Raw genomic sequence first — 15025 nt, 5'->3', positions numbered from 1 at the left:
AGGCGTTTATTTGCCTGGTATAAATGTAGAAATTCTACAGGAGGTGTAAAGATGAGCAGTGCAATCGAATTAAAGCAACAAATCGTTAGCGAAATTTCTGATAAATTAAAGAGCAGCGTATCAACCGTTGTTGTTGATTACCGTGGTCTTTCTGTTTCAGAAGTAACTGAACTTCGTAAACAACTTCGTGAAGCTGGTGTGGAATTCAAAGTTTACAAAAACTCTATGACACGCCGTGCGGCTGAAGCAGCTGGTCTTGCTGATTTAAACGCTGCATTAACAGGTCCAAACGCAATTGCGTTCAGTACTGAAGATGTAGTAGCACCAGCTAAAATCTTGAACGACTTTGCGAAAAAGCATGAAGCACTTGAACTTAAAGCAGGTGTAATTGAAGGGAACGTTGCAACAGCTGAAGAAATTAAAGCTCTTGCTGACCTACCATCACGCGAAGGTTTACTATCTATGTTACTCAGCGTACTACAAGCTCCAATCCGCAACCTTGCTCTTGTTACAAAAGCAGTTGCAGAACAAAAAGAAGAACAAGGCGCGTAAGCTAGAAATGCTGAAGCGACCGTTTAGCAGCGTATGGACTGGAGCGCTTCAACCGAGATAAAGGAAACACGGAGAGCGACAGCGAACCGATGTTGACTTATCGTAGGGCGAAGAGCGAAGGACACTAGCTGCTGGGAGCTGAAGCTGGACAATCTTAGCGTCACACTAATAAATTCGAACGAAAACTAAGGAGGAAATTAATCATGACTAAAGAACAAATCATTGAAGCAGTTAAAACTATGACTGTTTTAGAACTTAACGATCTAGTAAAAGCAATCGAAGAAGAATTCGGCGTAACTGCTGCTGCTCCAGTAGCAATGGCTGGCGGCGCTGGTGCTGCTGCTGTTGAAGAAAAAACTGAATTTGATGTAATCCTAGCTGGCGCTGGCGATCAAAAAATCAAAGTTATCAAAGTTGTACGTGAAATCACTGGTCTTGGTCTTAAAGAAGCAAAAGACCTTGTTGACAACACTCCAAAGCCAGTTAAAGAAGGCGTTTCTAAAGATGAAGCTGAAGCAATCAAAGCTAAGCTTGATGAAGTTGGAGCAAACGTTGAAGTTAAGTAATAATCTCAAAAACGAGCTCGCTGTATAAGCGGGCTTTTTTTGGCTTAATAGAATTTAGATTTTTAGTTTCTTTTCCTCGTCTATCTTCAATTATTAATCTTCCTCGGAGGTGAGTCAGTTGTCTGAACACTACTATTCTCGAACACAAAAGGTCGAAAGTGACCCGAAATTTTGGGACTACACTTTAAAAAATAACTCTTTTCGTTTTAAAACGGACAACGGTGTGTTTTCAAAAAGAGAAGTAGATTTCGGCTCACGTTTATTAATTGAGTCTTTTGAAATGCCAAATGCAGACGGATTCCTCCTGGATGTTGGCTGCGGCTATGGGCCAATAGGTCTGTCGCTTGCAAAATATTATCATGAACGTATGATTCATATGGTTGATGTTAATGAGCGGGCAATTGAATTGGCAAAGGAAAATGCAGAATTAAATCGGATCCAGAATGTTAAAATCTATGAGAGTGACCGGTTGTTGAATGTGAAGGAAAACACATTTGCAGCAATTTTAACAAATCCACCGATTAGAGCAGGAAAGAAAACAGTTCATGACATTTTTGAACAAAGCTTTGATCATCTCGTGTCACAAGGGGAGCTCTGGGTTGTCATTCAAAAGAAACAAGGTGCACCATCCGCGATAGAAAAATTAAATAATTTATTTAACCACGTCGAAACTATTGACAAATCCAAAGGTTATTTTGTCATAAGGGCACAAAAAAGTTGACTTGAAAATGTCACTATGATAGCATTATAAAATGCCATCATAATAATTTCCGAATTATTCCTATAAATACTTGATTATCTTGTATAAAAAAGGGATATTAAGGAAATGATGACAAAATAATAGTCTAAATGTGAAAATGTGGTTTTTAACTAAAAACCCTTTTTCTTTTTGTTTACTGGAAGAGAAGTCATTTTCTATTCCATAAACGTTAATAGATTTTAATAATAACGCTTGATTTGAGGGGTGAATCAGTTGACAGGTCAACTAGTTCAGTATGGACGACACCGCCAACGAAGAAGTTACGCACGAATCAGTGAAGTTTTAGAATTACCAAATCTTATTGAAATCCAAACCTCTTCTTATCAATGGTTTCTTGATGAGGGTTTGCGTGAAATGTTCCAGGATATTTCACCAATCGAGGACTTTACTGGTAACCTATCACTAGAATTTATTGATTACAGTCTTGGCGATCCAAAGTATTCAGTAGAGGAATCAAAAGAACGGGACGTTACATATTCTGCTCCATTGCGTGTAAAAGTACGTCTTGTGAACAAAGAAACAGGTGAAGTAAAAGATCAAGATGTATTTATGGGTGATTTTCCACTTATGACTGAGACTGGTACGTTTGTCATTAACGGGGCAGAACGTGTTATTGTTTCACAATTAGTGCGCTCTCCGAGTGTTTACTATAGTGGGAAGTTCGATAAAAATGGAAAGCGGGGCTTTTCTGCTACTGTCATTCCGAACCGCGGCGCTTGGCTCGAATATGAAACAGATGCTAAAGATGTCGTTTATGTGAGAATAGATCGTACTCGGAAACTGCCCGTTACGGTTCTTTTGCGTGCACTTGGTTTCGGCTCTGATCAAGAAATCATTGAATTGATTGGGGATAACGAATACATCCGCAATACACTTGAGAAAGACAATACGGAAGGTGTCGAAAAGGCCCTTTTAGAAATTTATGAGCGTCTTCGTCCAGGTGAACCACCTACCGTTGAAAATGCAAAGAGCTTATTAGTGTCACGTTTCTTTGACCCTAAGCGCTATGACCTTGCTAATGTAGGCCGTTATAAAATTAATAAAAAGCTTCATATCAAAAATCGTTTATTCAACCAACGCTTAGCAGAGTCCCTTGCGGATCCTGAAACTGGTGAAATTATTGCCGAGAAAGGATTAGTTCTAGATAGAAGAAATCTGGATAGAATTCTCCCTGCTCTTGAAAAGAATATTAATTTCAAAGGCTATAATCCATATGGCGGTGTTGTAGAGGATGAGATTACACTTCAGGATATTAAAATTTATGCTCCTGGTGATGATAATGAAAAGGTAATTAATGTCTTAGGTAATGCCTATGTGGAAGAACCAATTAAAAATATTACACCAGCTGATATCATTGCATCGATTAGCTACTTCTTTAATCTATTGCACGGTGTCGGTGACACGGATGATATCGATCACTTAGGTAACAGACGTCTTCGTTCTGTTGGAGAATTGCTTCAGAATCAATTCCGGATTGGGTTATCCCGTATGGAGCGTGTGGTTCGTGAAAGAATGTCCATTCAAGACACAGCGACAATTACTCCACAGCAACTGATTAACATTCGTCCAGTCATTGCGTCTATTAAAGAATTCTTTGGCAGCTCGCAATTATCACAGTTCATGGACCAAACCAACCCGCTTGCTGAATTAACGCATAAGCGTCGTCTCTCTGCATTAGGACCTGGTGGTTTAACACGTGAACGTGCTGGAATGGAAGTTCGTGACGTTCACTACTCCCACTATGGCCGGATGTGTCCGATTGAAACACCAGAGGGTCCAAACATTGGTTTGATTAACTCGCTTTCTTCATATGCGAAAGTTAACCGATTTGGATTTATCGAAACACCATACCGCAGGGTTGACCCTGATACTGGTAAGGTAACTGCTCGGATCGATTACTTAACAGCTGACGAAGAAGATAACTATGTAGTAGCCCAAGCGAACTCTCGCTTAGATGAAGACGGATCATTCTTGGATGAGGAAGTTGTTGCTCGTTTCCGTGGTGAAAATACGGTTGTTAAACGTGAACGTATTGACTATATGGATGTATCGCCAAAGCAAGTCGTGTCTGCGGCAACAGCATGTATTCCGTTCCTTGAAAATGATGACTCCAACCGTGCCCTAATGGGTGCGAACATGCAGCGTCAAGCCGTACCTCTCATGCAGCCAGAAGCCCCTCGTGTTGGAACAGGTATGGAATATGTATCTGGTAAAGACTCGGGTGCAGCGGTGATCTGTAAGCACGAAGGTATTGTTGAACACGTGGAAGCACGTGAGGTATGGGTGCGTCGTATTAATGTGGTTGACGGTCAAGAGGTAAAAGGAAATCTTGATAAATACCGCATGTTAAAATTCATCCGTTCTAACCAAGGAACATGTTATAACCAACGTCCGATCGTTGCAGTGGGTAACCGTGTAACTAAAGGTGAAATTCTTGCTGATGGTCCATCCATGGAATTAGGAGAATTAGCCCTAGGCCGTAACGTCCTTGTTGCCTTTATGACATGGGATGGTTATAACTATGAAGATGCGATTATTATGAATCAACGTCTTGTAAAAGACGATGTATATACTTCGATTCATATTGAAGAATATGAGTCAGAATCCCGTGATACTAAACTAGGGCCTGAAGAAATTACACGTGATATTCCGAACGTCGGGGAAGATGCACTTCGTAATTTGGATGAGCGCGGTATCATTCGTACTGGTGCTGAAGTGAAAGATGGTGACTTGTTAGTTGGTAAAGTAACACCAAAAGGAGTTACAGAATTAACAGCAGAAGAACGTCTTTTACATGCAATCTTCGGTGAAAAAGCTCGTGAAGTTCGTGATACTTCACTTCGTGTGCCACATGGCGGCGGCGGGATTGTCCTTGATGTTAAAGTCTTTAATCGTGAAGATGGTGATGAACTGCCACCAGGCGTGAATCAACTTGTCCGTGTCTACATCGTTCAGAAACGTAAGATTTCTGAAGGTGATAAAATGGCGGGACGTCACGGTAACAAAGGGGTTATCTCAAGAATTTTACCGGAAGAAGATATGCCGTTTTTACCAGACGGAACACCAGTGGATATCATGTTAAATCCACTAGGGGTACCATCACGGATGAACATTGGACAGGTGCTTGAACTCCATCTTGGAATGGCAGCCCGTTACCTAGGTATTCATGTTGCATCTCCAGTATTTGACGGAGCGCGTGAAGAAGATGTTTGGGGAACAATTGAAGAAGCAGGTATGGCTCGTGATGCGAAAACGGTCCTTTATGATGGCCGTTCTGGGGAACCATTTGATAACCGTGTCTCTGTAGGTGTCATGTATATGATTAAACTTGCACACATGGTTGATGATAAACTCCACGCCCGTTCAACTGGACCATACTCATTAGTTACGCAGCAGCCATTGGGTGGTAAAGCTCAATTTGGTGGTCAGCGTTTTGGTGAGATGGAGGTTTGGGCACTTGAAGCATACGGTGCAGCATACACACTTCAAGAGATCCTTACGGTTAAATCCGATGACGTGGTTGGTCGTGTAAAAACGTACGAAGCGATTGTCAAAGGTGAAAATGTTCCGGAACCAGGTGTTCCAGAATCATTCAAAGTATTAATTAAAGAACTTCAGAGTCTAGGAATGGATGTAAAAATTCTTTCAGGAGACGAAGAAGAAATTGAAATGCGCGATACGGAAGATGACGATGACTTACAACAAGTCGATACGTTAAACATTGTTCCTGAACAAGCATTTGAATCAGAAAAAGTCGGTTCAAAAGAGTAACTATATATGAGTAGGAGCGCACTATGCGCTCCCACTTTTGTACGTCATAAGGGTAAAACCTGGATATCAAAAGGGAGGTAGGCCCCTTGCTGGATGTTAATAATTTTGAGTTTATGAAGATTGGTCTTGCTTCACCGGATAAGATCCGTTCATGGTCCTTCGGAGAAGTTAAAAAACCAGAAACGATTAACTATCGTACATTAAAGCCTGAAAAAGACGGCTTATTCTGCGAACGTATTTTTGGTCCAACAAAGGATTGGGAATGTCATTGTGGAAAGTATAAGCGTGTCCGTTATAAAGGTGTCGTTTGTGATCGCTGTGGTGTGGAAGTCACACGAGCAAAGGTTCGTCGTGAACGTATGGGGCATATTGAGCTTGCTGCGCCAGTTTCACATATATGGTACTTTAAAGGAATTCCAAGCCGAATGGGTCTTGTATTAGATATGTCTCCAAGAGCTTTGGAGGAGATCATTTACTTTGCTTCCTATGTTGTAACGGAATCAGGAGATACTGCTCTTGATAAGAAGCAGCTATTATCTGAAAAAGAATATCGTGCATATCGTGAAAAGTACGGAAACAAATTCCAAGCTGCCATGGGTGCAGAAGCAATTAAAAAACTTCTTTTCGATATCGATTTAGACAAGGAAGTAGACGGTTTAAAAGAGGAATTAAAAAGCGCGCAAGGTCAGCGTCGTACACGTGCGATCAAACGCCTTGAAGTATTAGAAGCATTCCGCGGTTCTGGAAATGAGCCATCTTGGATGATTCTTGATGTTCTACCTGTTATCCCTCCAGAACTTCGTCCAATGGTTCAATTGGATGGCGGTAGATTTGCAACATCTGACTTAAATGATTTATATCGCCGTGTTATTAACCGTAATAACCGTTTAAAACGTTTATTAGATTTAGGTGCACCAAGCATTATTGTTCAGAATGAAAAACGTATGCTTCAAGAAGCTGTTGATGCCTTGATTGATAACGGCCGCCGTGGACGTCCTGTTACAGGACCGGGTAACCGTCCGTTGAAATCACTTTCTCATATGTTAAAAGGTAAACAAGGCCGTTTCCGTCAAAACTTGCTTGGTAAGCGTGTTGACTATTCAGGGCGTTCGGTTATCGTTGTAGGGCCAAACTTGAAAATGTTCCAATGTGGACTTCCAAAAGAAATGGCACTAGAACTATTCAAACCTTTCGTTATGAAGGAATTAGTTGAAAAAGGGTTAGCACATAACATTAAATCTGCAAAACGTAAAATAGAAAGAGTATCCCCAGATGTTTGGGATGTACTCGAAGATGTCATTAAAGAGCATCCAGTATTATTAAACCGTGCTCCTACACTTCATAGACTTGGGATTCAAGCCTTTGAACCAACTCTAGTTGAAGGCCGGGCCATCCGTTTGCATCCGCTTGTATGTACTGCATACAATGCCGATTTTGATGGTGACCAAATGGCGGTACACGTACCGTTATCATCAGAAGCGCAAGCAGAAGCAAGACTATTAATGCTTGCAGCACAAAATATCTTGAACCCTAAAGATGGTAAGCCAGTTGTTACTCCTTCCCAAGACATGGTTTTAGGAAACTATTACTTGACTCTAGAAAGAGAAGGCGCAGTCGGCGAGGGTATGGTTTTTAAAGATACAAGTGAAGCGATTCTCGCATATCAAAATGGCTACGTTCATTTGCATACACGTGTAGCAGTGCATGCAGGTTCATTAGGAAATGAAACTTTCACAGAAGAACAAAACAATAAGCTATTAATTACTACAGTTGGTAAGCTTATTTTCAATGAAATTCTGCCGAAATCCTTCCCGTACATTAATGAACCGACTAGACAGAATCTAGAAGTGGAAACACCTGTAAAATATTTCGTTGAAAAGGGCGAAGATATTAAGGCGAAAATTCAGTCGATGCCATTGATTGATCCATTTAAAAAGAAAATCCTTGGAAATATCATTGCTGAAGTGTTCAAACGTTTCAAGATTACAGAAACGTCTAAAATGCTTGACCGCATGAAGGATTTAGGATTTAGACATTCAACTAAAGCAGGTCTTACTGTTGGTGTTGCTGACATTGTCGTACTTCCTGAGAAGCAGGAAATTCTTCATGAGGCACAAGGTAAAGTAGATAGCGTTATGAAGCAATTCAGACGTGGTCTCATTACCGAAGATGAGCGTTACGACCGCGTAATTGCCATTTGGAGTGCTGCAAAAGATACCATTCAAGGTAAACTAATGCAATCATTGAATAAATCGAATCCAATCTTTATGATGAGTGATTCCGGAGCCCGTGGTAACGCATCGAACTTTACGCAGCTTGCTGGTATGCGTGGTCTGATGGCCAACCCGGCTGGACGGATCATTGAGTTACCAATTAAATCAAGTTTCCGTGAAGGGTTAACGGTATTAGAGTACTTTATCTCGACACACGGTGCCCGTAAAGGTCTTGCTGATACAGCACTTAAGACGGCGGACTCTGGTTACTTAACACGTCGACTTGTTGACGTTGCTCAGGATGTTATTGTTCGTGAAGACGATTGTGGCACAGACCGCGGCTTCACAATAAGCGCCCTTAAAGATGGCACAGAAATCATTGAAGGCTTAGACGAACGTTTAATTGGCCGATATGCACGTAAGGCCATTAAACATCCTGAAACAGGAGAAGTCTTCGTTCCTGAAAATGGTTTAATTACAGAAGATTTAGCTGAAGCAATTGTGAATGCTGGCATTGAAACTGTAAAAATCCGTTCTGCATTTACATGTAATACCCGTCATGGTGTTTGTAAAAAATGTTATGGCCGCAACCTGGCAACAGGTCAAGAGGTTGAAGTTGGGGAAGCAGTTGGTATTATTGCTGCCCAATCTATCGGTGAACCAGGTACACAGTTAACAATGCGTACATTCCATACAGGCGGGGTGGCCGGTGACGATATTACACAAGGTTTACCACGTATCCAGGAAATTTTTGAAGCGCGTAACCCTAAAGGGCAAGCGGTTATTTCTGAAATTGACGGGGTTGTCGTTGGTATTAACGAAGGCCGTGACCGCCAGCATGAAATTGTTATTCAGGGTGAAGTTGAATCCAGAACATACAATGCACCATATACTGCCCGCTTAAAAGTGGCTGTAAATGATAATGTGGCTCGTGGGGAAGAATTAACGGAAGGTTCTATTGATCCGAAAGAATTAATTAGAGTTAAAGACGTTACATCTGTCCAAGAGTACTTATTACGAGAAGTTCAAAAGGTTTATCGTATGCAAGGGGTAGAAATTGGCGATAAGCACGTAGAAGTAATGGTTCGTCAAATGTTGCGTAAAGTACGTGTTGGTGATGCGGGTGAAACAGATGTACTACCGGGTACACTTCTGGATATTCACCAGTTTACTGATGCGAACGAAAAGGCATTGTTATCAGGAAAAATGCCTGCAACAGGACGTCCAGTCTTACTTGGTATTACAAAAGCGTCGCTTGAAACTGATTCATTCCTTTCTGCTGCATCCTTCCAAGAAACCACAAGGGTTCTTACAGATGCTGCCATTAAAGGCAAACGCGATGAATTACTTGGCTTAAAAGAAAATGTTATCATTGGTAAGCTTGTACCAGCTGGAACAGGAATGCAGCGTTACCGCAAAGCAGAGCCTGTCCTTCGTGATACAACCTCCGAAGAAACAGTTACAATTGATTAATAAAAGTAAGGGATCTGCTAACTAGCAGATTCCTTATTTTAAGAAAATATTAAAAGTCGTGTTGACATCTAATTGTTAAGATGGTACTATATCAAAGGTGCTCCTATTCACCTGATACTTTGGAGGATATGAACGATGTCTTATGAAAAAGTATTACAGGCACAAAAGTTCGTTATAGGAACAAAACAAACAGTAAAGGCACTTAAAGAAGGTAATGTGAAAGAGTTAATTATCGCTAACGACGCTGATCCAAAGTTAACGTCAAAAGTGGTTGATGAAGCTCTTGAAATAAATGTTCCTATCCTTTATGTGGATTCGATGAGAAAACTCGGAAAAGCATGTGGGATTGAAGTTGGTGCTTCAACTGTTGCAATTATCAGCTAAAAGCGTTTTTGTAGATAGAAAGTCTGCAAAAACTTTGTTTTTGCAAAAAAATGAACCACCTGGATGTGTGGGCTTACAAATAATGAAGGGAGGAAACATAAATGCCTACTATTAACCAATTAGTGCGTAAACCTCGTCAATCAAAAGAGGAAAAGTCAAAATCACCAGCACTTAACAAAGGTTATAACAGCTTCAAAAAATCACAAACTAATGTATCTTCACCACAAAAACGCGGTGTATGTACTCGTGTTGGTACAATGACTCCAAAGAAACCAAACTCAGCGTTACGTAAATATGCTCGTGTACGTTTGACAAATGGTATCGAGGTGACAGCATACATTCCTGGTATTGGACACAATCTACAAGAGCACAGCGTTGTTCTTATTCGTGGAGGACGTGTAAAAGACTTACCAGGGGTACGTTATCACATCGTACGTGGAGCGCTTGATACTGCTGGTGTAAACAACCGTATGCAAGGTCGTTCTAAATACGGTACGAAGAGACCAAAAGCAGCTAAAAAATAATTACAACTTAAATAGAAGCTTCGTTGAAAGGAGGAAAAAATATGCCACGTAAAGGTCCTGTAGCAAAGAGAGACGTGTTACCAGATCCACTTTACAATTCAAAATTAGTTACTCGTTTAATCAACAAAATGATGGTTGACGGTAAAAGAGGGAAATCTCAAGAAATTCTTTACTCTGCATTCAATACAATCCGTGAGCGTTCTGGTAAAGAACCAATGGAAGTATTTGAAGCAGCTATGAAAAATATCATGCCTGTACTAGAAGTTAGAGCTCGCCGTGTAGGTGGAGCGAACTACCAAGTACCAGTTGAGGTGCGTCCTGACCGCCGTACAACTCTTGGTCTTCGTTGGTTAGTGAACTATTCACGTAACCGTGGAGAGAAAACAATGGAAGAGCGTTTAGCTAATGAAATCATGGATGCAGCAAACAACACAGGTGCATCTGTTAAAAAGCGTGAAGATACACACAAAATGGCTGAAGCAAACAAAGCGTTTGCTCACTATCGTTGGTAATCTAACCTTCAATATAAAAACTTTCAAACTAGGAAGGAGAAAGACCCAATGGCAAGAGAGTTCTCCTTAGCAAATACTCGTAATATCGGTATCATGGCTCACATTGATGCCGGTAAAACGACTACCACTGAGCGTGTTCTTTATTACACTGGCCGTATCCATAAGATCGGTGAAACACATGAAGGTGCGTCTCAGATGGACTGGATGGAACAAGAACAAGAACGCGGAATCACAATTACTTCCGCAGCAACAACTGCACAATGGCATGGCCATCGTGTAAACATCATTGATACACCAGGACACGTAGACTTCACAGTTGAAGTTGAACGTTCATTACGTGTACTTGATGGTGCAGTAGCTGTACTTGATGCTCAATCTGGTGTTGAGCCTCAAACTGAAACTGTATGGCGCCAAGCAACAACTTACGGTGTACCGCGTGTTGTATTCGTAAACAAGATGGACAAAATTGGAGCTGACTTCTTATATTCTGTAGGAACAATCCATGACCGTCTTCAAGCGAATGCACATCCAATTCAGTTACCAATCGGTGCTGAAGATCAGTTTGAAGCAATCATTGACCTAGTGGAAATGAATGCAGTATTTTACGGGAATGACTTAGGAACTGACATTGAAGTTCGTGAGATTCCAGAAGAATACATGGCTCAAGCTGAAGAATACCGTGAGAAGTTAGTAGAAGCAGTTGCTGAGTTAGATGAAGAATTAATGGAAAAATACCTTGGTGGAGAAGAAATCTCTAAAGAAGAGCTTAAAGCAGCAATTCGTAAAGGTACTGTTAATGTAGAATTTTATCCAGTAATCTGTGGATCAGCATTCAAAAACAAAGGTGTTCAGTTAATGCTTGATGCAGTTATTGACTACCTTCCATCTCCATTAGATGTACCTGCAATCAAAGGTCACGCTATTGATGATGAGAATGAAGTTATTGAGCGTCATTCAAGTGATGAAGAACCGTTTGCTGCTCTTGCGTTTAAAGTTATGACTGACCCTTATGTTGGTAAATTAACGTTCTTCCGCGTTTACTCTGGTACTCTAGAGTCTGGATCATATGTCCAAAACTCAACAAAAGGCAAGCGTGAACGTATCGGACGTATCCTGCAAATGCATGCAAACAGCCGTCAAGAAATCTCAAAGGTTTATGCTGGTGACATTGCTGCTGCTGTAGGTTTGAAAGATACAACTACTGGTGATACTTTATGTGACGAGAAAAACCTTGTTATCTTAGAGTCTATGCAATTCCCTGAACCGGTAATTCAACTTTCAGTTGAACCAAAATCAAAAGCAGATCAAGACAAGATGACAACTGCACTACAAAAGCTTCAAGAAGAAGATCCAACTTTCCGTGCACACACTGACCAGGAAACTGGACAGGTTATCATCGCTGGTATGGGTGAACTTCACCTTGATATCATCGTTGACCGTATGCGTCGTGAATTTAAAGTTGAAGCTAATGTAGGTGCGCCTCAGGTTGCGTACCGCGAAACTTTCCGTGCATCTGCACAAGTTGAAGGTAAATTCGCACGTCAATCTGGTGGTCGTGGACAATACGGACATGTTTGGATCGAATTCTCTCCTAACGAAGAAGGTAAAGGATTCGAATTCGAAAACGGTATTGTCGGTGGTGTTGTTCCTCGTGAATACATCGCTCCAGTTCAAGCTGGTCTTGAAGATGCATTACAACGCGGTGTTCTTGCTGGATATCCACTAGTTGATATTAAAGCAAGACTATTTGATGGTTCATACCATGATGTTGACTCCTCTGAAATGGCGTTTAAAATTGCCGCATCTATGGCACTTAAAAATGCTGCTTCTAAGTGTAGTCCTGTTATCCTTGAACCAATGATGAGAGTAGAAGTAGTTATCCCAGAAGAATATCTTGGTGATATCATGGGACAAATCACTGCTCGCCGTGGACGTGTTGAAGGTATGGAAGCACGTGGTAATGCACAAGTAGTACGTTCAATGGTTCCACTTTCAGAAATGTTTGGTTACGCGACTGCACTTCGTTCTAGTACACAAGGACGTGGAGTATTCTCCATGCACTTCGACCACTATGAGGAAGTACCAAAATCAGTTTCTGAAGAAATCATCAAAAAAAATAAAGGTGAATAATTGATTTTCATCCTTTGTTAAAGTATAACTACTATGTAAGAAGTGGAAGTCGTGGGTTCGGGACAACCTTACTCACGGCTTACATAAAATAATTTTAATTAAATTTTTATAATTTAGAGGAGGATTTCCTAATGGGTAAAGCTAAATTCGACCGTTCTAAGCCACACGTTAACATTGGTACAATCGGACACGTTGACCATGGTAAAACAACTTTAACTGCAGCAATCACTTCTGTACTTGCTAAATCTGGTAAAGCAGAAGCTCGTGCATACGATCAAATCGATGGTGCACCAGAAGAAAAAGAACGTGGTATCACAATCTCTACTGCACACGTAGAGTATGAAACAGATAACCGTCACTACGCACACGTAGACTGCCCAGGACACGCTGACTATGTTAAAAACATGATCACTGGTGCTGCGCAAATGGACGGCGGTATCCTTGTAGTATCTGCTACTGATGGCCCAATGCCACAAACTCGTGAGCACATCCTTCTTTCTCGTCAGGTAGGCGTACCTTACCTTGTTGTATTCATGAACAAGTGTGATATGGTTGACGACGAAGAGCTTCTTGAATTAGTAGAAATGGAAATTCGTGATCTATTATCTGAATACGATTTCCCTGGCGATGACACTCCAGTTATCAAAGGTTCTGCTCTAAAAGCATTAGAAGGCGAAGCTGAATGGGAAGAAAAAATCTTCGAACTTATGAGTGCTGTTGATGAGTTCATCCCAACTCCAACTCGTGACACTGATAAGCCATTCATGATGCCAGTTGAGGATGTATTCTCAATCACTGGTCGTGGAACAGTTGCTACAGGACGTGTTGAGCGTGGTGTAGTTAAAGTTGGTGACGTAGTTGAAATCGTTGGTTTCACTGAAGAGCCAAAATCTACTACTGTAACAGGAGTAGAAATGTTCCGTAAACTTCTTGACTTCGCTGAAGCAGGAGACAACATTGGTGCGCTTCTTCGTGGTGTAGCTCGTGAAGATATCGAACGTGGTCAAGTATTGGCTAAACCAAAGTCAATCACTCCACACACAAAGTTCAAAGCACAAGTTTACGTATTATCAAAAGAAGAGGGTGGACGTCACACTCCATTCTTCTCTAACTACCGTCCGCAATTCTATTTCCGTACTTCTGACATCACTGGTATCTGTATGTTACCAGAAGGTACTGAAATGGTTATGCCTGGTGACCACATCGAAATGACAGTTGAACTTATCGCTCCAATCGCGATCGAAGAAGGAACTAAGTTCTCTATTCGTGAAGGTGGACGTACAGTAGGTTCAGGTTCAATCACTACAATCACTGAGTAATTTGAAACTACAGCTCCTTTGGTGCTGAGTCGAAAGTGATCAAAGATATGAAAGCAGATGGATGACGATCCATCTGCTTTTTTGTTGCTCAATAATTGAAATTGGAATATATAATATCCGAGTTTCTTCTATTAAATATAGAACTTTAATTTACGAACTTTCAGAAAAATAGATAGAGTTAATTGCAATTGTATAAATGGGTTTTGGTCAAAGCTTTGCAGCGTCTCTATTTAGGATATTTCTGGAGATTAATAATAACTGTTGAAAAAGTGAATATCAGCCGCTATAATAGGAAAAGTGTTCGAAACAGAAACATAAAAAAAACTTCACAATAGGTGTTGCGTTTGCTTTATGTTTTATGTATAATAGACAATGTTGGTCTTTGACTGCGATGATGTGAAAGGTTGCTGACACACCCGGCCGCTTTGCCATGGCGAGTGTGTGAGGGAAATTTTCACTGAGAATGTCTATTTAGAAAATAGGCGAATAAAGGAGGGAAAATAATGGCAAAACAAAAAATCCGTATCCGTTTAAAAGCGTATGATCACAGAATCCTTGATCAATCTGCAGAAAAAATCGTTGAAACAGCAAAACGTTCAGGTGCGTCAGTATCGGGTCCAATTCCGTTACCAACTGAAAAGACTGTTTACACAATCCTTCGTGCGGTTCATAAGTACAAAGATTCTCGTGAGCAATTCGAACAACGGACACATAAGCGTCTAATCGACATCGTTAACCCAACTCCACAAACTGTTGATGCGTTAATGCGTTTAGACTTACCATCTGGTGTTGATATCGAAATTAAACTTTAATCAAAATAA

At 40.9% G+C, this 15025-nt stretch carries 11 protein-coding genes and 1 other annotated feature (1 of these 12 running past the window's edge); all 11 genes read left to right on the top strand.

Annotated features, from left to right (window positions below; translation table 11 throughout):
- Positions 1-18: a sequence feature (ribosomal protein L10 leader region), on the top strand; it begins 127 nt to the left of the window's first position.
- A gap of 33 nt (positions 19-51) precedes the next feature.
- The 11 genes from rplJ to rpsJ all read left to right on the top strand — a co-directional run bounded on the left by rplJ (position 52) and on the right by rpsJ (position 15016).
- Positions 52-552: a 50S ribosomal protein L10 gene (gene rplJ, locus COJ96_RS12525; RefSeq protein ID WP_098573705.1), complete on the top strand. Its 501-nt coding sequence runs from the start codon at positions 52-54 to the stop codon at positions 550-552.
- A gap of 203 nt (positions 553-755) precedes the next feature.
- Positions 756-1118 (top strand): 50S ribosomal protein L7/L12, encoded by a 363-nt coding sequence (rplL, locus tag COJ96_RS12520; RefSeq protein WP_098573702.1) that lies wholly within the window; start codon positions 756-758, stop codon positions 1116-1118.
- Positions 1119-1236: 118 nt separating this feature from the next.
- Positions 1237-1839 (top strand): class I SAM-dependent methyltransferase, encoded by a 603-nt coding sequence (locus tag COJ96_RS12515; protein ID WP_098573701.1) that lies wholly within the window; start codon positions 1237-1239, stop codon positions 1837-1839.
- A 252-nt stretch (positions 1840-2091) separates the two neighbouring features.
- A complete protein-coding gene (gene rpoB, locus COJ96_RS12510) occupies positions 2092-5649 on the top strand; it encodes a DNA-directed RNA polymerase subunit beta (protein WP_098573700.1) in 3558 nt (1185 codons plus the stop codon).
- 86 nt (positions 5650-5735) lie between these two features.
- Positions 5736-9335, top strand: a complete 3600-nt coding sequence (gene rpoC / locus COJ96_RS12505; protein WP_098573698.1) for a DNA-directed RNA polymerase subunit beta' — start codon at positions 5736-5738, stop codon at positions 9333-9335.
- Positions 9336-9470: 135 nt separating this feature from the next.
- Positions 9471-9719, top strand: coding sequence for a 50S ribosomal protein L7ae-like protein (locus COJ96_RS12500; RefSeq protein WP_098573696.1), 249 nt, complete (start codon positions 9471-9473; stop codon positions 9717-9719).
- Positions 9720-9820: 101 nt separating this feature from the next.
- Positions 9821-10243, top strand: a complete 423-nt coding sequence (rpsL, locus tag COJ96_RS12495) for a 30S ribosomal protein S12 (RefSeq protein WP_026565517.1) — start codon at positions 9821-9823, stop codon at positions 10241-10243.
- Between the two features lie 41 nt (positions 10244-10284).
- On the top strand, positions 10285-10755 hold the full coding sequence (rpsG, locus tag COJ96_RS12490; RefSeq protein WP_098573694.1) for a 30S ribosomal protein S7: 471 nt from the start codon (positions 10285-10287) through the stop codon (positions 10753-10755).
- Positions 10756-10803: 48 nt separating this feature from the next.
- A complete protein-coding gene (gene fusA / locus COJ96_RS12485; protein WP_098573691.1) occupies positions 10804-12885 on the top strand; it encodes an elongation factor G in 2082 nt (693 codons plus the stop codon).
- A 131-nt stretch (positions 12886-13016) separates the two neighbouring features.
- Positions 13017-14204: an elongation factor Tu gene (tuf, locus tag COJ96_RS12480; protein WP_098573688.1), complete on the top strand. Its 1188-nt coding sequence runs from the start codon at positions 13017-13019 to the stop codon at positions 14202-14204.
- Between the two features lie 503 nt (positions 14205-14707).
- A complete protein-coding gene (gene rpsJ / locus COJ96_RS12475) occupies positions 14708-15016 on the top strand; it encodes a 30S ribosomal protein S10 (protein WP_075689935.1) in 309 nt (102 codons plus the stop codon).
- The last annotated feature ends 9 nt before the right edge of the window (positions 15017-15025 follow it).

The sequence above is a fragment of the Bacillus sp. AFS073361 genome (genome assembly GCF_002567005.1).
Classification (GTDB): domain Bacteria; phylum Bacillota; class Bacilli; order Bacillales; family Cytobacillaceae; genus Neobacillus.
Note: the sequence above shows the minus strand (reverse complement) of the source record. Positions and strands in the feature narration are given on the sequence as shown.